Genomic DNA, 17881 nt, shown 5'->3' on the forward strand with positions numbered 1-17881 from the left:
AGGGCGAGAACATCCCGGAGCCGGGCATTCCGGAATCGTTCAAGGTCCTGCTCAAGGAACTCCAGTCGCTGTGCCTCAACGTCGAAGTGCTGTCGTCCGACGGCGCCGCGATCGAGCTGCGCGAAGGCGAGGACGAGGACCTGGAGCGCGCTGCGGCGAACCTCGGCATCAACCTGTCGAGGAACGAAGCCGCGACCGTCGACGATCTGGCGAACTAGGCGGTCGGCCGGATGCCGTCACGGCATCCGGCCTCCCGCAACGGATTACCCAACTAGTGAACTTTTGCTCGAATTCGACCCGCACAGGGGAAAGGAAGTTACGTGCTAGACGTCAACTTCTTCGATGAACTCCGGATCGGCCTGGCCACCGCCGAAGACATCCGTCAGTGGTCCTACGGCGAGGTGAAGAAGCCGGAGACCATCAACTACCGCACGCTCAAGCCGGAGAAGGACGGCCTGTTCTGCGAGAAGATCTTCGGTCCCACCCGGGACTGGGAGTGCTACTGCGGCAAGTACAAGCGCGTCCGCTTCAAGGGCATCATCTGTGAGCGCTGTGGCGTCGAGGTGACTCGCGCCAAGGTGCGCCGCGAGCGCATGGGCCACATCGAGCTGGCCGCTCCGGTCACCCACATCTGGTACTTCAAGGGCGTGCCCTCGCGCCTGGGCTACCTGCTCGACCTGGCGCCGAAGGATCTGGAAAAGATCATCTACTTCGCCGCCTACGTCATCGTGGCGGTCGACGAGGAGCTGCGGCACAACGAGCTGTCCACGCTCGAGGCCGAGATGGAGGTCGAGAAGAAGGCGGTCGCCGACCAGCGCGACGCCGACCTCGAGGCCCGCGCTCAGAAGCTCGAGGCCGACCTGGCCGAGCTGGAGGCCGAAGGCGCCAAGTCCGACGTCCGCCGCAAGGTCAAGGACGGCGGCGAGCGGGAGATGCGCCAGCTCCGCGACCGTGCCCAGCGTGAGCTGGACCGGCTGGAGGAGATCTGGAACACCTTCACCAAGCTGGCGCCCAAGCAGCTCATCGTCGACGAGGTGCTCTACCGCGAGCTGGTCGACCGCTACGGCGAGTACTTCACCGGCGCGATGGGCGCGGAGTCCATCCAGAAGCTGATGGAGAGCTTCGACATCGAGGCCGAGGCCGAGTCGCTGCGCGAGACCATCCGCACCGGCAAGGGCCAGAAGAAGCTGCGCGCGCTCAAGCGGCTCAAGGTCGTCGCGGCGTTCCAGGCCAACGGCAACTCGCCGATGGGCATGGTGCTCGACGCCGTTCCGGTGATCCCGCCGGAGCTGCGCCCGATGGTTCAGCTCGACGGTGGCCGCTTCGCCACCTCCGACCTGAACGACCTGTACCGTCGCGTGATCAACCGCAACAACCGCCTCAAGCGACTGATCGACCTCGGCGCGCCCGAGATCATCGTCAACAACGAGAAGCGGATGCTGCAGGAGTCGGTCGACGCCCTGTTCGACAACGGCCGCCGCGGCCGTCCGGTCACCGGACCGGGCAACCGTCCGCTCAAGTCGCTGTCCGATCTGCTCAAGGGCAAGCAGGGCCGCTTCCGTCAGAACCTGCTCGGTAAGCGCGTCGATTACTCCGGCCGTTCGGTCATCGTCGTCGGTCCGCAGCTGAAGCTGCACCAGTGCGGTCTGCCCAAGCTGATGGCGCTGGAGCTGTTCAAGCCGTTCGTGATGAAGCGCCTGGTCGACCTGAACCACGCGCAGAACATCAAGTCGGCCAAGCGGATGGTGGAGCGGCAGCGGCCGCAGGTGTGGGACGTCCTCGAAGAGGTCATCGCCGAACACCCCGTGCTGCTCAACCGCGCGCCCACCCTGCACCGTCTCGGTATCCAGGCCTTCGAGCCGCAGCTGGTGGAAGGCAAGGCCATCCAGCTGCACCCGCTGGTCTGTGAAGCGTTCAACGCCGACTTCGACGGTGACCAGATGGCCGTGCACCTGCCGCTGTCGGCGGAGGCGCAGGCCGAGGCTCGCGTGCTGATGCTGTCGTCGAACAACATCCTGTCGCCCGCCTCGGGCCGCCCGCTGGCCATGCCGCGTCTGGACATGGTGACCGGCCTGTACTACCTGACCCGTCTGGAAGAGGGCGCGAAGGGTTCCTACCAGCCGGCCACTCAGGACGGTCCGGAGCAGGGCGTGTACTCCTCGCCCGCCGAGGCGCAGATGGCGGTGGACCGCGGTGAGCTCACCGTGCGTTCGCTGATCAAGGTCCGGTTGACCGACCAGCGTCCGCCGAAGGAGATCGAGGCCGAGCTGTTCCCGGAGGGCTGGCGCCGCGGCGACGCGTGGACCATCGAGTCCACGCTGGGCCGGGTGCTGTTCAACGAGCTGCTGCCGGTGGACTACGCGTTCATCAACGAGCAGATGCCCAAGAAGCGCCAGGCGACGATCATCAACGATCTCGCCGAGCGTTACCCGATGATCGTGGTCGCGCAGACCGTCGACAAGCTCAAGGACGCGGGCTTCTACTGGGCCACGCGTTCCGGCGTGACGGTCTCCATGTCCGACGTGCTCGTGCCGCCGGAGAAGGCCGAGATCATGGAGCGCTACGAGGCGCAGTCGGATCAGATCGAGAAGAAGTACCAGCGTGGTGCGCTCGATCACCAGGAGCGCAACAACGCCCTGGTCAAGATCTGGCAGGAGGCGACCGAGGAGGTCGGTAAGGCGCTGCGCGCGCACTACCCGGCCGACAACCCGATCATCACGATCGTCGACTCGGGCGCCACGGGTAACTTCACCCAGACCCGTACCCTCGCCGGTATGAAGGGCCTGGTGACGAACCCGAAGGGTGAGTTCATCCCGCGGCCGATCAAGTCCTCCTTCCGTGAGGGCCTGACGGTTCTGGAGTACTTCATCAACACCCACGGCGCTCGTAAGGGTCTGGCCGACACCGCGCTTCGCACCGCCGACTCGGGTTACCTGACCCGTCGTCTGGTGGACGTCTCGCAGGACGTCATCGTGCGCGAGCACGACTGTGGCACCGAGCGCGGCATCGTGGTGCCGATCGCGGAGAAGCAGCTCGACGGCTCGATCATCCGCGACGCGCACGTGGAGACCTCCACCTATGCGCGCACGCTCGCGTCCGACGCGCTCGACGCGCAGGGCAACGTCATCGTGGGCAAGGGCGCCGACCTCGGCGACCCGGCGCTGGAGGCGCTGCTCGAGGCGGGTATCACCGAGGTGAAGGTCCGCTCCGTGCTGACCTGCACCACCGGCACCGGCGTGTGCGCGACCTGCTACGGCCGCTCGATGGCGACCGGCAAGCTGGTCGACATCGGTGAGGCCGTCGGTATCGTCGCCGCGCAGTCCATCGGTGAGCCCGGTACCCAGCTGACCATGCGTACCTTCCACCAGGGTGGTGTCGCGGGTGACGACATCACCGGCGGTCTGCCTCGTGTGCAGGAGCTGTTCGAGGCGCGCGTGCCGAAGGGCAAGGCGCCCATCGCCGAGGTCTCCGGTCGCGTGCGGCTGGAGGACGACGATCGCTTCTACAAGATCACCATCATCCCGGATGACGGTGGCGAAGAGGTTGTCTACGACAAGCTCTCGAAGCGGCAGCGTCTGCGTGTGTTCAAGCACGACGACGGCACCGAGCGTCTGCTCTCCGACGGTGACCACGTCGAGGTCGGCCAGCAGCTGCTGGAAGGCGCGGCGGATCCGCACGAGGTGCTGCGCATCATGGGCCCCCGGCAGGTTCAGGTCCATCTGGTCCACGAGGTCCAGGAGGTCTACCGCTCGCAGGGTGTGTCGATCCACGACAAGCACATCGAGGTCATCGTGCGCCAGATGCTGCGTCGCGTGACGATCATCGACTCGGGCGCCACGGAGTTCCTGCCCGGCTCGCTCACCGAGCGCGCCGAGTTCGAGGCCGCGAACCGTCGCGTTGTCGCCGAGGGCGCCGAGCCCGCGGCGGGTCGCCCGGTGCTGATGGGTATCACCAAGGCGTCGCTGGCCACCGACTCGTGGCTGTCGGCGGCGTCCTTCCAGGAGACCACCCGAGTCCTGACGGACGCGGCGATCAACTGCCGCTCCGACAAGCTCATCGGCCTCAAGGAGAACGTGATCATCGGCAAGCTGATCCCGGCCGGTACCGGTATCAACCGCTACCGCAACATCCAGGTGCAGCCGACCGAGGAAGCCCGTGCCGCCGCGTACGCGGTGCCGTCCTACGACGACACCTACTACAGCCCGGACAGCTTCGGTCAGACCACCGGCGCCGCGGTTCCGCTCGACGACTACGGCTTCAGCGACTACCGCTGATCCGTCAGCCGTAAGCATCCGGCCCCCGCTCCGTTCTGGAGCGGGGGCCGGATTCGTTTCGCGCGCGGTGGACAACCGGTGGGGAAGCCAGTAAAAGTAGAACAGGTTTCAGTTCTGCTCCTGGAGGTCGCGGTGGACGGCGTGGCGTTGGCGGATCTGGTGGTGGCCGGGTTCCGGAAGCTGGGGTTCATCCAGTACGCGGGGGTGGAATGGGAGGAGTTCGCGGCGGGGCGCAATGTGGTGTCGGTCGTGCCGCGGGCGGAACACCTGAACCACAACGGGGATCTGCACGCCGCCGTGTTGTTCGGGATGGCGGAGACCGCCGCGATGGGCGCGTCGGTGTCGGGAATCGTGGACCTGATGGGGGATACGTTCATCGTCGCCAAGGACGGGCGCATCGAGTACAAAGCCCGGGCGAAAGGGGAAGCGGGGCCGTTCCGAGCTACTTCCGCGTTCTCCGGCGAGACGCTGGCGAAGATGCGTGCGGACATCGAGGCGAAGGTGCCGCTCGAACTCGAAGTTCCGGTGGATATCGCCGACGCCACCGGAAAGACCGTGGCCGCAGCGGTGTTCACGGCCGTGCTGCGTCCGCGCCGGACGTGATCGCGCCCGGAGATGCTCGGAGCTACCGTGCTCCACGGTGAGTGACCGGCACCGCGGGCCGGGCGCGCGGACGCACGCACGCCGGTTCTTATGGAGAACAGCGGAATAGTGGGGGTCGCCCGGACCGCTGTCGCGGCGAGGCCGTCGGGACTCGCGTCCCTCGCCGTGCCGCTGCCGTCGATTTCGGCATCGGGGGTCCGGGCACGGGTGGTCCGGGGCGCGGCCGCGCTCCGGACGTGACCTCACCGCTCGCTGTCGAGCATCGCCATCTGTGCCGTGGCGTAGCGTTCCCCCGCGACTCGGTCTGCGGGCACGGCCGACTCGATGGTGGACAGCTCCTCGTCGGTTAGCGAAAGATCAAGGGCGCGAACAGCTTCCGCCCAGCGTCCGCGTCGGCGGGTGCCGATGAGCGGCACGATGTCCGCGCCGCGGGTCAGTGCCCAGGCGATGGCCAGTTGCGCCACCGAGGCGTCCTTGCGCGCCGCGATCTCGTTCAGCGCGCGGACCAGCTCCAGATTCCGGTCCAGGTTCTCGCCCTGGAAGCGTGGGCTGTGCGCGCGGAAATCGGCCGAGTCGAAGGTGGCGCCGGGCTGGATCGCATCGCTGAGCAGACCGCGTGAGAGCACGCCGTAGGCCGTGACGCCGATGCCGAGCTCGCGGCAGACGGGCAGGATGCGCTCCTCGATGCCCCGCGAGATCAGCGAATACTCGATCTGCAAGTCCACGATGGGATGCACGGCCGCCGCGCGCCGGATGGTTTCCGGGCCGACCTCGGACAGGCCGACATGGCGGACGTATCCGGCTTCGATCAGCTCGCCGATGGCGCCGACGGTGTCCTCGATCGGCACGTCCGGATCCAGCCGGGCGGGTCGGTAGATGTCGATGTGGTCGACGCCGAGCCGCTGGAGGCTGTAGGCCAGGAAATTGCGCAGCGCGGCGGGACGGTTGTCCATGCCGACGAAACCGCCGTCAGGGCCGCGCAGCGCGCCGAACTTCACGCTCAGCACCACGTCCTCGCGAGGACGTTCGGCGATGGCCTTGCCGATCAGCATCTCGTTGTGGCCCGCGCCGTAGAAATCGCCGGTGTCGATGAGGTTGACGCCGGAGTCCAGCGCCGCATGGATGGTCGCGGTCGATTCGGCGTCGTCGGTCGTGCCGTACGCGCCGGACATGCTCATAGCGCCGAGGCCGATCCGGCTGACGGTCGGACCGGTGGCTCCCAGCCGCACTTCGTCGATCTTCGTTGTCGTCATGGGACCAGCCTGAACCGTGCGGGACCGCCGCGGGAGAGATCGTTTATCGGGGGAGCGGCGATCCCTGGCTGAGCACGCCGTTTCGGGGGACAGTGAAAACCATGGACCGCCCCGAACTCGCCGACTTCCTGCGCCGTCGCCGGGAGCAGCTCACGCCCGCCGACGTGGGATTGCCGCCCGGCATCCGGCGGCGCACGCCGGGGCTGCGCCGCGACGAGGTCGCCCTGCTCGCGGGCATCTCGACCGACTACTACACCCGGCTCGAGCAGTCACGCGGTCCGCGTCCGTCCACCCAGGTGCTCGCGTCGCTCGCGCGCGCCCTGCGTTTCGACAACGACGAACGCGACCACCTCTACCATCTGTGCGACCACGCCCCGCCGGGCCGCGAGACGACCGACAAGCACGTGGGCCCCGGCCTGATGCACTTGCTCGCCAAGCTCGACGACACCGCGGCCACGGTCGTCACCGATCTCGGCGAGGTGCTCGTGCAGAACCGGATGCACACCTTGCTGGTCGGCGATCACGGCGAACGGCGCGGCTGGGACCGGTACTACGCCTACCGCTGGTTCACCGACACGTCCGCGCGCGCGACCTTCCCGGAGGAGGATTGGGACCGGCTCAGCCGCCATCACGTCGCGGATCTGCGTGCCACGGCCGCGCGCCGGGCGGCCGATTCGGACGTGATCGAGTTCGTCGCGCGACTACGCTCCGCGAGCGTCGAGTTCGACCGGCTCTGGAACGAACACGAAGTAGCCGTGCGGCTTTCGGATATCAAGCGCATCTTGCATCCGCAGGTCGGGCTGATCGACATGGTCTGCGAAACGCTGCTCACACCCAACTCCGCCCAGCGCCTGCTGGTCTACCTCCCGCGCCCCGGCACGGACGCGGCCGAGAAGCTGGACCTGCTGCGGGTGATCGGCACGCAGCAGTTGACGCCCGTCGACCGGCTCGACTAGGGCGCGGTGACGTACTCGAGCGCCGCGTCGACGGCGGGCTGTCCACCGCCGATGACGTACCCGGCCATCGCGCCGATCGCGGCGCCCGCGACCGCGGCGACGGGCACCGTGATGAAGTCGATCACGAACAGGCCGAGCGGGAATCCGACGATGAAGCCGATGGCGGCGCCGATCCCCGCGCCCGCCAGGATGGTCGGCATGACCTTCTCGGCCTCGGCGTAGAACCGCTCCTGGGCGCTGACGTCGCGCAGCGGCGCGTCGGCCATGGCGATCGGCGCGACGGTGAGCCGATGTCCCGCGTCCTCGAGTACGGGCCGCAGGGACACGCGCTGGTCCCCGATGCGCAGCGTCATCGGCAGCGCGGCGACGATCTGGCCGTCGCGATCGGCGACCGTCACCACCCGGTCGTCGTGGGTCAGCTCGAACGTTCCGTCCTGGAGGGTCGCCACCGCAGCACGGCGATCCTCGCTGGCGGCGACCTCGTAGGCGACCTGGTGGAACGTGCCGTGCAGGTCGAGCGGCGCGTCGGCGGGCGCGGGCTGCGCGTGCGCGGCGCTCGTGGTGAGTGCGGTGGCCGCCAGCGCAACCAGAGTGGTCGCGGTGAATTGGATGATCCTCATCGTGCTCTTTCCGTGTCCCGCCCCGTGTCCGGTTCGTCCGGACAAGATACCGCTCGACGGGCTCGATCAGAAGGGTTGAGCGACAGTTCATCACCGATTGCGGCGGCGAAAGTATCTGTCGCACTTCGCCGGCGAGTGCCTGTAAAGCGGGAATCGGTCGCCGGGGCGGGCTTCGGCCCCGGCGTCGTCGGGTCGGCCGCCGGGTCGTGGTTTCTCGGCCGACCGTCGGTCGAGTTGCCGGATCCGGGCGATGCGATTCCCTCTTGACGTCCGCGCCATGCTGCGCAACACTGAACTAGATGGTTCAGTATGACTTCTTGGACGCCTCCTTCGGAGCGCTCGCGGATCCCACTCGGCGTGGCATCCTCGAACGCCTCGGCAGTGGGCCCGCGACCGTCAGCGAACTGGCGGAGCGCTTCGAGATGACGCTCACCGGCATCAAGAAGCACGTCCAGTTGCTGGAGGCGGCGGGCATGGTGGTGACGGAGAAGCGCGGCCGGGTGCGGTACTGCCGCCTCGCCGAGAACGTCTTCGACCGCGAAGTGGCCTGGATGCAGGGCTACCGGCGGATGGTGGAAGCGCGGCTGGACCGTCTCGGCGAATTCCTCGGACGAACGGAGCAGGAGCGATGAGCACAACCACGAACGACGCTGTCATCACGGCCGACACCGACCGCGCGATCCACATCGAGCGGGTCTTCGACGCCCCGCGCGAGCGGGTGTGGGCCGCCTACAGCAGGATCGAACAGCTCGCCCAGTGGTGGGGTCGCGGCAACCGGCTCGACATCGAGCGCTGGGAGTTTCGTGCCGGCGGGCACTGGCGTTTCATCGAGCACGCCGAGGGGGAGACGCACGGCTTCGAGGGCCGCTTCCGCGAGATCACCCCGCGGGAGCGCATCGTGTACTCCTTCGAGTGGGACGGTATGCCCGCCCACGTGGCCATCGACAGCGTCAGCTTCATCGATCTCGGCGACGGCCGCACCAAGGTGGTCACCGACAGCCAGTTCCACACGTCGCAGGAACGGGACGGGATGCTCCAGTCGGGCATGGAGTCCGGGCTCAACGAGAGCTACCGCGCACTGGACGCACTGCTCGCCCGAGGCTGAGACCGTACGCTTCGGCTTCGGTCGCGTGAGCGGAGCCGAAGCGTGGGGTGCGCCGTCTCGTGTCAGGGGAATCGGCGGCCGATCCAGGCGCGTCTACGGACGCGAACGGCCGTCCGGCTCGGGACGGTGGCGGCGGCAATCCTCAACAGGTGGCGGTGCTGACAACAGCGGGGCCGCCGGGCGGAGCCGGATGAGATCGCGGCGCGGTTCAGTCCCTGGCCGGGCCGATCCGGCGCTTGCGCGGCTTCAGATGCAGTCCGGGCAGGGGCGGCGCGGGAATGCGCTGCCCCGGGGTGTGGCCCGCGATGTCGGCGAACCGGCTGACGTCGTGATTCTCCCAATCGGCGCGGGCGGCGACGATGTCCTCGTGGCTGCGGCCGACGAAGTTCCACCACATCACCAGTTCCTCGCCGAACGGCTCCCCGCCGATCAGCGCGACGTGCGCGCCGCCGGAACTGGTGAGCTGGAGTTCGTCACGGCCGGTGCCCAGGTACAGCAGCGGTCCAGCCGCGAGTTCGTCGCCCGCGACGGTCACCTCGCCCTCGATCACCAGCACAGCGTGCTCGAAACGAGGGTCGAGCGGGAGAGCGACATCGGCTCCCGGCTCGAGCCGCACATCGGCGCCGACGATGGGTGTGTAGGCGATGGCGGGCGAGGTCTTCCCGGCCAGCGACCCGATCAGCACGATCGCTCGCAGGCCGGGCGCTTCGACGACCGGCAGTTCGCGATGCTGCTCGAAATGCGGCGCGATGCCGGTGCGGTGGCCCGGCAGGGCGATCCACAGCTGCAAGCCGTGTCCGGCGGGCGCGCCGGGCACGGCGTACTCGGAATGGGCGATGCCGCGCCCGGACGTCATCAGGTTCAGCTGACCGGGTTCGATCTCCACGTCCGACCCGACCGAGTCGCGGTGCCGGATACGGCCTTCGAACGGCCAGGTCACCGTTTGCAGGCCGATGTGCGGATGCGGATCGATGTCCGGCGGCGCGCCGGTCTTGGTGACCGTCGGCGAGCCGAAGTGGTCGAGGAAACACCACGCGCCGACGGTGGGCAGGTCGCGCTGGGGCAGCACCCGTTCGACGTACACACCGCGCACGCCGCCGAGTGGCACCTCGCGGGCCGGATAACGCTCCGCGACCGGGCCGGGGCCGGGCGCGGGTTCACACAGCGTCTCAGCCGGGCGCGGATCCAGGTCACTCATCGATCGACGCCCTTGCCGATCACGTGCTTGTCGTAGTCGGGGTGCTTGTCCAGGTACGCCTTGATGAACGGGCACACCGGCCGGATCACCCGCCCCCGCTCGATGACGTCCTCGATCGCGCTCTTGGCCAGGACCGAGCCGAGGCCCTTCCCGGAGAACGCGCCGTCGACCTCGGTGTGCGTGAACACCGTCTCGTCGTCGCGTTCCTCGTAGTCGGCGAAGCCGGCCAGCTCCCCGCCGTAGAACACCTCGTAGCGATGCCGCTCGTCGTTGCGGACGACCTTGGACTCCGAAGCCGATTCGGTCATGGTTCCCTTCTCCTTCCGTGCGCGAACCGGATGCCTGCTGAGAATCGAGACCCGGTTGAACGCGCCGATCGTGGTGGCCACCCAGATGACGACGGACAGCTGGTCATCCGTCAGATACCGGCGAGCAAAAGCGTACTCACGCTCGATGACGTGCTCGTCCGGGAGCGTCGCCGTCACTTCCGCGATCGCGAGCACGGCCTGCTCGAAGGGCGGGTACGTGCCGCCGCGCCGCCAGCCGGGCAGCACCGCGATCTCCTGCTCGGTAGCCCCGGCCGCCAAGGCCGCCCGGTAGTGCACGTCGAGGCAGTACGCACAACCGTTGATCTGGGAGACGCGCAGATTGATCAGTTCGATGATCCGGCGATCCAGCCCCACGGCCGCGGCGGCGGCCCTGACCTCGCTCGCGACGCCGTTCAGTGCGCGGAACGCGGTGGGCGTCCGTTTGTCGATCCAGACGCGATCTCGCGGGGCTTCGGGGCTCATATTCATGGGATGTTAGCGGCCGCCGGTGAACGGCGCAGACCGCGCCGCCGGAGAAACGGACTTCGGTCCGGGGAAGCGTGTGGTAGGGAAGGAGTCCGTGGTGGGCCGGGCCCGCACGCGACCCCGGACCACCGCCGCGCTCATCCGATCTCGGTGAACCGTCGCAGCTGGAACGGTTCGACCAGGACGTCCTGCAACGCCGTCGCCAGGGCCTTCAGGTGTGGCGTCTGGAAGTGCGCGGCCAAGGCGTCCTCGTCGGCCCACTCCTCGAGCAGCACCATCCGGCTCTGGTCGGTGGGATGCAGGTAGAGCTCGTATCGGACGCAACCGTCCTCGGCGAGCGTCGGTTGGATCATGCCTTGCAACAGGTCCTTCAACTCCGCCTCGCGACCCGGCTTGGCGGTGAAGCGGACGTTGAGCGTCAACGTCGACATGAGCGTCTCCTGATCTCGTGGTGGGTTATTCGCGGCCCGCCGACGTGAACGACATGTCCGCGTACCGGGTGCCGGTCACCCGGCTCGCGATCGGCTCCAGTGTCGCCAGTTCGTCGGCGGTGAGCGAAATGGTCGCGGCGGCCACGTTGTCGGCGAGCCGGGTGCGGCTGCGCGTGCCGGGGATCGGGACCACTGCGAGGCCGCGCACAGCGGCCTGTGCGTGCACCCAGGCCAGGGCCACCTGCGCCAGGGTGATGCCGCGTGCCTCGGCGATGGCCCGCAGCGGGTCGAGCAGTTCGGCATTGCGCGCCGCGTTCTCGCCGGTGAAGCGCGGCATCGTGGAACGGAAATCGCTCCTGTCGGAGGTGCCGGTGAACGATCCGGTCAGGAAGCCGCGACCAAGCGGCGAGTACGGCACGAAGGTCACACCCAGCTCCGCCGCGGCGGGCACCACGGTGCGTTCGACGTCCCGGGAGAACAGCGACCATTCCGACTGCACGGCCGCGATCGGGTGCACCGCGTGCGCCGCCCGGAGTTCGGCGCCCGTCACCTCGGACAATCCGAGCGCGCGCACCTTGCCCTCCCGCACCAATTCCGCCATCGTGCCGACCGTGTCCTCGATCGGCACGGCGGGGTCCTTGCGGTGCATGTAGTACAGATCGATGGTGTCGACCCGCAGCCTGCGCAGGCTGCCCTCCACCGCGGCGCGGATGTAGGCGGGGGAGTTGTCGAACCCTCGGAAGGCCGGGTCGTCGGCCTTGCGGACGATGCCGAACTTGGTGGCGATCACCAGCCGGTCGCGCTCGGCGCCGAAGAAATCGCTGAGGAATTCCTCGTTGTGCCCGGAGCCGTAGACATCGGCGGTGTCGAACAGAGTGACACCCAGTTCCAGCGCCCGATCCAGGGTCGCCCTTGATTCGGTGAGATCGCTGGGCCCGTAGAACTCGCTCATGCCCATGCAGCCCAGACCCTGCGTCCCCACCTCGATGCCGCTGGTTCCCAGGGTGGTGGTGGGCAGGCTGTCCGTGCTCGTCATAGCTTGATTCCTTCGCTGTCGTGCGCGGTGACCATGGCCGGGGGAGCTGTCTCGACTTTGCCCTCGTACAGGGCGATCTTGTGGTCCAGCACGGCCAGGGTCTGACGGAGTTCATCGATCTTGGCGAGTACCTCGGCGCGGGTGTCCCGGAACATCTCCAGCCGCTGGGGGAGCGTGGCGTCTCCCGTCCGCACCAGCTCGGCGTAGCGAACCATGTCCGCCACCGACATGCCGGTCGTGCGCAGCCGCCCGATCAGCGCCAGCCATTCGAGATCCCGGTCGCTGAACCGGCGCTTGCCGGAGTGGTCCCGGCCGATGTAGTCCATCAGCCCGATCCGTTCGTACCAGCGCAACGTATCCCGGCTCAGCCCCGATCGCTCGGACACCTCGCCGATCGAATACCGCGGCAGCTCCCGGTCGTCACTCGCGGTCACCGGAAACGCGGTTTCACTCATGACTTCACTCGCTGACGCTCGTTCACTGCACTCGCCCTTCTCGTTGAACACTGACGACGCTAATCACCTGGAGTGCACTCCAAGCAAGACCCATTCTCCGGTTGTTTCTCCCGGCTGTCGCCGTCACCGCGAGACCGGCTTCGCGTCCTGTCGCGCGACGGTGTCGACGAAGTCGGCGACCAGCGGGGCGATCTCCGGGAGGAACTCCTCGAGCGCGAAATGGCCGGTATCGAAAACGTGCAGATCGGCGTCCGGTAGGTCGCGGAGGTAGGCGTGCGCGCCCGGCTCGGGAAAGAAGGCGTCGTTTCTTCCCCAGACGATCAATGTGGGTGGGCGGTGCGACTGCAGCCAGCGCTGCCAAACAGGGTAGAGCTCGACATTGGAGTGGTAGTCCAAGCCGAGCGCGATCTGTGCCCGCTGCCGCTCGGGGCGGTCCAGGAAGTACTGGTCGAGCACCCATCCGTCGGGTGCGACGAGTTCGGAATCGGTGGTGCCGCCCAGGTATTGGCTCTGGGTCACCGGCAGGGTGAGGATCTGCCGGATGTTGTCCTCGGCGCCGGGCACGCCCGGCCGGTTGGCGACGGTCTGGCGCGCCAGTTCGGACAACCCTTCGGCGTAGGCGTTGGCGTTCTGGATCACCAAGCCCGCGATGCGGTCCGGTTGCCTGGTGGCCAGCCGGAACCCGACCGGGCCGCCGAAGTCGAAGACGTACATGACGAACCGGGTCAGGCCGAGCGCCTCGACGAAACCCTCCAGGACGTCGGCGAGCGAGTCGAACGAATAGGGGAAGTCGGCGGGCGCCTCCGTGTGTCCGAAGCCCGGGTAGTCCGGCGCGACCACGTGGTAGCGGTCGCCGAGCGCGTCGATGAGCCTGCGGAACTGGTGGGAAGCGGATGGGAATCCGTGCAGCAGGAGAAGCGTGGGCGCGTCGGCCGGTCCGGCCGTGCGATAGAAGACGCGCACGCCGTCGACCTCGACGAACCGGTGCGAGACCTTGGCGATGTTCACAGGACCACCTAAACGAGAAGAAGTTTGCATTAAGATCGTGGCAGGGCTGACGGATCGACGCAAGGGAAAGCTGTTCGATGGCAGAGGAGATCAGGCCCGGTGCGGTCCGCCCGGGCGGAAGGACGGCGCGCACGAAGCGGGCCGTGCTCGCGGCGACGCTGACGGAACTGGTCGAGAATGGCTACGCGGGAACAAGTCTGGAGAAGATCGCCGCGCGAGCCGGCGTCGCGGTGTCCACCTTGTACCGGCGCTGGGGCGGCCTGGATCGCGTGATCCTCGAGGCCGGGATGGATGTCGGCACGGGCATCGTCACGCCGGACACCGGGGACTTCGAACGCGATCTCATCGACTTCGCCCGCGCCGTGGTCGAGGTGTATCGGAATCCGGTGGCGGAGCACTGGCTGTACGCGATGGTGGTGGCCGCGACCAGGGATCCGTCCGCTCGCGCCACGTTCTCCCTGCTGTTCGAGAACCGCTTCGCGGAGGTGGTCGTCATCGTGCGGCGCGCGCTCGAACGCGGTGAGGTGCACCCCGACACCGATCCGGCGGAGGTGATCCGGTTGGCAGCCGCTCCGATCTACTACCGCATGCTCGTCACCGGCGAGCCGGTCGACGACGCGGTGGCCGAGCGCGCGGCGCGTACGGCGGCGCTGGCCGCCCGGGCGGGGGTGCTCCGGGCGGACTGACGCGCGTCGGTCAGCTGCTGTAATCGGGCAGCTGCTGGACGGCCCATTTGTTGCCGTCCGGATCAGCGAAGTAGGTGAACCGCCCCCAGGCGAGGTCCTCGACCGGGGCGGCGTCCACACCGGCGGCGATCAACTGCTGGTAGGCGTCGTCGGCGCTGGCGACCACGATCTGCATGCCTCGGACGCTGCCGGGTTCCGCGTCGGTGATGCCCTCACCGAGACAGATCGAGCATCCGGAACCGGGCGGGGTCAGTTGAACGAAGCGCAGGTTCTCGTTCACCCGGTGATCGTGGTCGGCGTTGAAGCCGATCTTGGTGTAGAAGTCCTTGGCGCGGTCGACATCGGTCACCGGAATGGCGACGAGTTCGATTTTCCAATCCATCCGGCGAGCATTCCATCGTGCACCGACAAAGTCCCGGATTCCGGCCTACCCTGGGCACATGCCTGGAAAGGACATCGACCGGATCAGGGCTCGTTCGGCCTGGGCGACGGTCAAGGAAAGCCCGGTGATCACCGCGATAGCGGTCGCGCCGTTCGCGCTCGCGCTCGGCGTGGTGTGGTGGTTGTTCGGGGGACTCGCCGCGTTCGCGCTGCTGCTCGTGCTCGGCGCGGTCGTCGTGGTCGGCGGCAGATTACTGCGCTGACCGCGCGTCCGGATCGCGTGCGGTCAGCGCGGGATGTGGAATTGCACCAGCTCTCCGGTACCCGGATCGACGTCCGCCCAGTCGCGGTCGAAGCGCAGTACCGCGAGCGCCGAAGTCGGAAACTTCCGGCTGAGTTCGACCGCGGGGGCGCTGTCGCGATTGCTCGCCAGCTCCCAAGCCGTCCACGGCATGCCCGGCGCGTGGCCGACCACCAGCAGTGTCGCCACGTCGTCGGCGCTGAGGCGGACCAGCTCGATCAGCGTTTCCGGCGTGGCCTCGTAGATCCCCGGTTCGAAGACCACCGGCGCGGTGATGCCGGTCGCGGACAGCGTCTGCCTGGTGCGGGTGGCCGTGGAACAGTGCACGGCATCGATCGGCGGCTGGGTCGCGCGCAGCCACTCACCCGCGAGTCCGGCCTCGCGCCTGCCTCGCGGCGCCAGCGGTCGCTCGTGGTCGTCGACGCCGTCCGGATAGGCCGATTTGCCGTGCCGCATGAGGATCAGAGTCCGCGCCATGGAGATACGGTAAGCCCTCCGGGCGAGAGGTCCCGACCACACTCGAGGCAAACTGAAAGCGGCATCACATCACGTGCTCCCGCGGGCGACCCTCGCGGCGGACGTGACGGACGCCGCTCATCTGTCCACCACAACCCCTGGGTGGCCACAGCCCACGTACTTCTTCGAGGATCAGCACAATATGGCCTACGTAATCACGCAGCGTTGTTGCAACGACGCCAGCTGCGTCTCCGAGTGCCCGGTCGACTGCATCCGTCCCACTCCGGACCAGCCGGAGTTCGCGACGACCGAGATGCTCTACATCGATCCCGACACCTGTATCGACTGCGGCGCCTGTGTCGACGCGTGCCCGGTGGAGGCCATCTTCTCCGAGGACGACCTGACCGCTTCGCTGGCGCGATTCCGCGACATCAATGCCGCCTATTTCCAACGGCATCCGCTGGAATCCAACTTCGATCCGATCGTCACGCCCTCGCGTCCGCCGAAGGAGCTGGGCACCCTGCGCGTCGCGATCGTCGGCGCCGGGCCCGCGGCCTGCTACGCGGCGGACGAACTGTTGCGCAGGGCCGACGTGGAAGTCGAGATGTTCGACCGGCTGCCCACCCCGTGGGGTCTGGTGCGTGCGGGCGTCGCGCCCGACCATCCGGGCACCAAGACGGTCTCGGGCATGTTCGAGTCCGCGTTCCGCCGCGAGACCCTGCAGTACTACCTGAACGTCGAAGTGGGCACGCACATCTCGCACGAGGAACTGCTGCGCCACCACCACGCCGTGATCTACGCGGTCGGCGCCTCGAGCGATCGCAAGATGGGCGTCCCGGGCGAGGACCTGCCGGGCAGCCACTCCGCCACCGAGTTCGTCGCCTGGTACAACGGCCATCCCGACTACGCCGACCGGACCTTCGATCTGTCCGGTGAGCGCGCGGTGATCGTCGGCAACGGCAACGTCGCCTTGGACGTGGCGCGCGTGCTGACCGTCGATCCGGACGAACTCGCCAAGACCGACATCGCCGATCACGCGCTGGATGCCCTGCGACAGAGCAATATCCGTGAGGTCGTCGTGCTCGGCAGGCGCGGCCCGCTCCAGGCGGCCTACACCTCGCCGGAGTTCCTCGCGCTCGCGCATCTGAAGGGCGTCGACGTCGTCGTGGAGGAGGCCGACCTGGAACTCGACCACGCCAGCCAGGCGCTCGTGGACGACCCGCAGGTGGAGCCGTCGCTGGCCTTGAAGTACACCCTGGCCAAGGAGTACGCGGGCGGGCGCAGGGCCGAGGGCAACAAGCGGATCGTCTTCCGCTATCTGACCTCGCCCACCGCGCTGACCGGCACCGATCGGGTGGAGTCCATCGAGATCGTGCACAACGAGTTGTTCGACGACAACGGTCAGCTCGTGGCGCGCCCGACCGACCGCACCGAGAGCATCGAGACTTCGCTGGTGCTGCGCTCGATCGGCTACCGCGGCGAGCGGATCGGCGAGCTGCCGTTCGACGAGCGGCGCGGCGTCGTGCCGAACGAGCACGGCCGGGTCGTCGGCGACGACGGGACGCTGCTGAGCGGCGTGTACGTCAGCGGATGGATCAAGCGGGGACCACGCGGCGTCATCGGTTCCAACCGAACCGACTCCGAGGAGACGGTGGAGCTGCTGCTCGCCGATTTCACCGCGGGCAAACTCGCAGCGCCGCAGGCCGACCGCGCCGCGCTGAAGGCGCTGCTCGCCGAGCGCCAGGCCGACTTGGTGGACCGGGCGGGCTGGCGAGCGATCGACCAGGCGGAAAAGTCCGCGGGCAAGTCCGCGGGCCGCCCGCGGGTCAAGTTCACCACCCGCGAAGACCTGCTCAAAGCCGCCCGCGGCTGACGACCCAGGACGCCGGTCGGATCACCCCGCGACCCGACCGGCTCCGATCCCCAGGTCCCGACGTGGCCCAAGCATCGGCTGGATCCAACGAGGACGCCGACCAGGTGGATCTTCTGCGAGAACCGGCCGACTGATTTCGCAGGCACATGGATAGCTCGTCGGGTACGTCCAAAACCCGAGCGGCACCCACGCAAGCCCTGAACGCAACTGCCGAGCCCCTGACCAGTACGGCCTGAAGAGGCGGAGACGCGGAGCAGCCTACTGATTTCGCAAGTACATGGGTAACTCCATGTACTCGCATCGAATTAGCTTGCGGTTGGTGTCATTGTCAAGCGTTGGCGATGTCGGGTGTCGTTGGTTCATGCGGTATCTGAGCTGTGCCGATGTCGAACCGGCATCTGGCACACTATGTGATATTCATCATTGATGTTGGCGCGTGTGGGTAGCGTTG

General features: G+C 67.8%; 19 protein-coding genes. 9 read left to right on the plus strand and 10 right to left on the minus strand.

What is annotated here, in order from left to right; genetic code table 11:
• From AB0L97_RS26800 to AB0L97_RS26810, 3 genes are all read left to right on the plus strand, one after another.
• Window positions 1-218, plus strand: a 218-nt coding sequence (locus AB0L97_RS26800; RefSeq protein WP_356968766.1) for a hypothetical protein, incomplete at its 5' end; no start/stop codon positions are given.
• A gap of 102 nt (window positions 219-320) precedes the next feature.
• Complete coding sequence (locus AB0L97_RS26805; protein ID WP_355080071.1) at window positions 321-4274, plus strand: DNA-directed RNA polymerase subunit beta'; 3954 nt, start codon at window positions 321-323, stop codon at window positions 4272-4274.
• Between the two features lie 78 nt (window positions 4275-4352).
• Window positions 4353-4877: a DUF4442 domain-containing protein gene (locus tag AB0L97_RS26810; RefSeq protein WP_355080069.1), complete on the plus strand. Its 525-nt coding sequence runs from the start codon at window positions 4353-4355 to the stop codon at window positions 4875-4877.
• Between the two features lie 242 nt (window positions 4878-5119).
• Here AB0L97_RS26810 and AB0L97_RS26815 read toward each other — a convergent pair whose 3' ends face one another.
• On the minus strand, window positions 5120-6130 hold the full coding sequence (locus tag AB0L97_RS26815) for an aldo/keto reductase (protein ID WP_364434541.1): 1011 nt from the start codon (window positions 6128-6130) through the stop codon (window positions 5120-5122).
• A gap of 101 nt (window positions 6131-6231) precedes the next feature.
• Here AB0L97_RS26815 and AB0L97_RS26820 point away from each other — a divergent pair, with 101 nt between their 5' ends.
• Window positions 6232-7086, plus strand: a complete 855-nt coding sequence (locus tag AB0L97_RS26820) for a helix-turn-helix transcriptional regulator (protein ID WP_364434544.1) — start codon at window positions 6232-6234, stop codon at window positions 7084-7086.
• Here the strand turns inward: AB0L97_RS26820 and AB0L97_RS26825 are convergent.
• The gene (locus AB0L97_RS26825; RefSeq protein WP_364434547.1) at window positions 7083-7706 is read right to left on the minus strand and encodes a hypothetical protein; all 624 of its coding nucleotides are present in this window, start codon (window positions 7704-7706) and stop codon (window positions 7083-7085) included. The genes AB0L97_RS26820 and AB0L97_RS26825 overlap by 4 nt on opposite strands.
• Window positions 7707-8005: 299 nt before the next feature.
• Between AB0L97_RS26825 and AB0L97_RS26830 the strand changes: the two genes are divergently transcribed.
• Both AB0L97_RS26830 and AB0L97_RS26835 read left to right on the plus strand, forming a co-directional pair.
• Window positions 8006-8338 (plus strand): metalloregulator ArsR/SmtB family transcription factor, encoded by a 333-nt coding sequence (locus AB0L97_RS26830; protein ID WP_364434550.1) that lies wholly within the window; start codon window positions 8006-8008, stop codon window positions 8336-8338.
• Complete coding sequence (locus AB0L97_RS26835; RefSeq protein ID WP_364434553.1) at window positions 8335-8811, plus strand: SRPBCC family protein; 477 nt, start codon at window positions 8335-8337, stop codon at window positions 8809-8811. The genes AB0L97_RS26830 and AB0L97_RS26835 overlap by 4 nt, the downstream gene beginning before the upstream one ends.
• A 208-nt stretch (window positions 8812-9019) precedes the next feature.
• Here the strand turns inward: AB0L97_RS26835 and AB0L97_RS26840 are convergent, their stop codons facing one another.
• The 6 genes from AB0L97_RS26840 to AB0L97_RS26865 form a co-directional block, all read right to left on the minus strand.
• Window positions 9020-10009 carry a pirin family protein gene (locus tag AB0L97_RS26840; RefSeq protein ID WP_355080057.1) on the minus strand — a complete coding sequence of 330 codons (990 nt, stop codon included), beginning with the start codon at window positions 10007-10009 and terminating at the stop codon, window positions 9020-9022.
• A complete protein-coding gene (locus AB0L97_RS26845) occupies window positions 10006-10800 on the minus strand; it encodes a GNAT family N-acetyltransferase (RefSeq protein ID WP_364434558.1) in 795 nt (264 codons plus the stop codon). Before AB0L97_RS26845 ends, AB0L97_RS26840 begins: the two co-directional genes overlap by 4 nt.
• 140 nt (window positions 10801-10940) lie before the next feature.
• Window positions 10941-11234 (minus strand): putative quinol monooxygenase, encoded by a 294-nt coding sequence (locus AB0L97_RS26850; protein ID WP_355080053.1) that lies wholly within the window; start codon window positions 11232-11234, stop codon window positions 10941-10943.
• Between the two features lie 25 nt (window positions 11235-11259).
• Window positions 11260-12270: an aldo/keto reductase gene (locus tag AB0L97_RS26855; protein ID WP_364434562.1), complete on the minus strand. Its 1011-nt coding sequence runs from the start codon at window positions 12268-12270 to the stop codon at window positions 11260-11262.
• Window positions 12267-12725 carry a MerR family transcriptional regulator gene (locus AB0L97_RS26860; protein ID WP_355080049.1) on the minus strand — a complete coding sequence of 153 codons (459 nt, stop codon included), beginning with the start codon at window positions 12723-12725 and terminating at the stop codon, window positions 12267-12269. Before AB0L97_RS26860 ends, AB0L97_RS26855 begins: the two co-directional genes overlap by 4 nt.
• Window positions 12726-12848: 123 nt before the next feature.
• On the minus strand, window positions 12849-13733 hold the full coding sequence (locus AB0L97_RS26865; RefSeq protein WP_364434566.1) for an alpha/beta hydrolase: 885 nt from the start codon (window positions 13731-13733) through the stop codon (window positions 12849-12851).
• Between the two features lie 77 nt (window positions 13734-13810).
• Between AB0L97_RS26865 and AB0L97_RS26870 the strand changes: the two genes are divergently transcribed.
• A complete protein-coding gene (locus AB0L97_RS26870; RefSeq protein ID WP_355080045.1) occupies window positions 13811-14419 on the plus strand; it encodes a TetR/AcrR family transcriptional regulator in 609 nt (202 codons plus the stop codon).
• Between the two features lie 10 nt (window positions 14420-14429).
• On the opposite strand, the gene AB0L97_RS26875 is transcribed toward AB0L97_RS26870, so the two are convergent.
• A complete protein-coding gene (locus tag AB0L97_RS26875) occupies window positions 14430-14801 on the minus strand; it encodes a glyoxalase superfamily protein (RefSeq protein ID WP_355080043.1) in 372 nt (123 codons plus the stop codon).
• A gap of 58 nt (window positions 14802-14859) precedes the next feature.
• On the opposite strand from AB0L97_RS26875, the gene AB0L97_RS26880 reads away from it, so the two are divergent.
• The gene (locus tag AB0L97_RS26880; protein ID WP_355080041.1) at window positions 14860-15063 is read left to right on the plus strand and encodes a hypothetical protein; all 204 of its coding nucleotides are present in this window, start codon (window positions 14860-14862) and stop codon (window positions 15061-15063) included.
• A gap of 23 nt (window positions 15064-15086) precedes the next feature.
• Here AB0L97_RS26880 and AB0L97_RS26885 read toward each other — a convergent pair whose 3' ends face one another.
• The gene (locus AB0L97_RS26885; protein ID WP_355080039.1) at window positions 15087-15578 is read right to left on the minus strand and encodes a histidine phosphatase family protein; all 492 of its coding nucleotides are present in this window, start codon (window positions 15576-15578) and stop codon (window positions 15087-15089) included.
• A 181-nt stretch (window positions 15579-15759) separates the two neighbouring features.
• On the opposite strand from AB0L97_RS26885, the gene AB0L97_RS26890 reads away from it, so the two are divergent.
• Window positions 15760-17430, plus strand: coding sequence for an FAD-dependent oxidoreductase (locus tag AB0L97_RS26890; RefSeq protein WP_364434572.1), 1671 nt, complete (start codon window positions 15760-15762; stop codon window positions 17428-17430).
• The last annotated feature ends 451 nt before the right edge of the window (window positions 17431-17881 follow it).

The sequence above is a fragment of the Nocardia sp. NPDC051911 genome, from assembly GCF_040681035.1.
Lineage (GTDB): Bacteria > Actinomycetota > Actinomycetes > Mycobacteriales > Mycobacteriaceae > Nocardia > Nocardia sichangensis.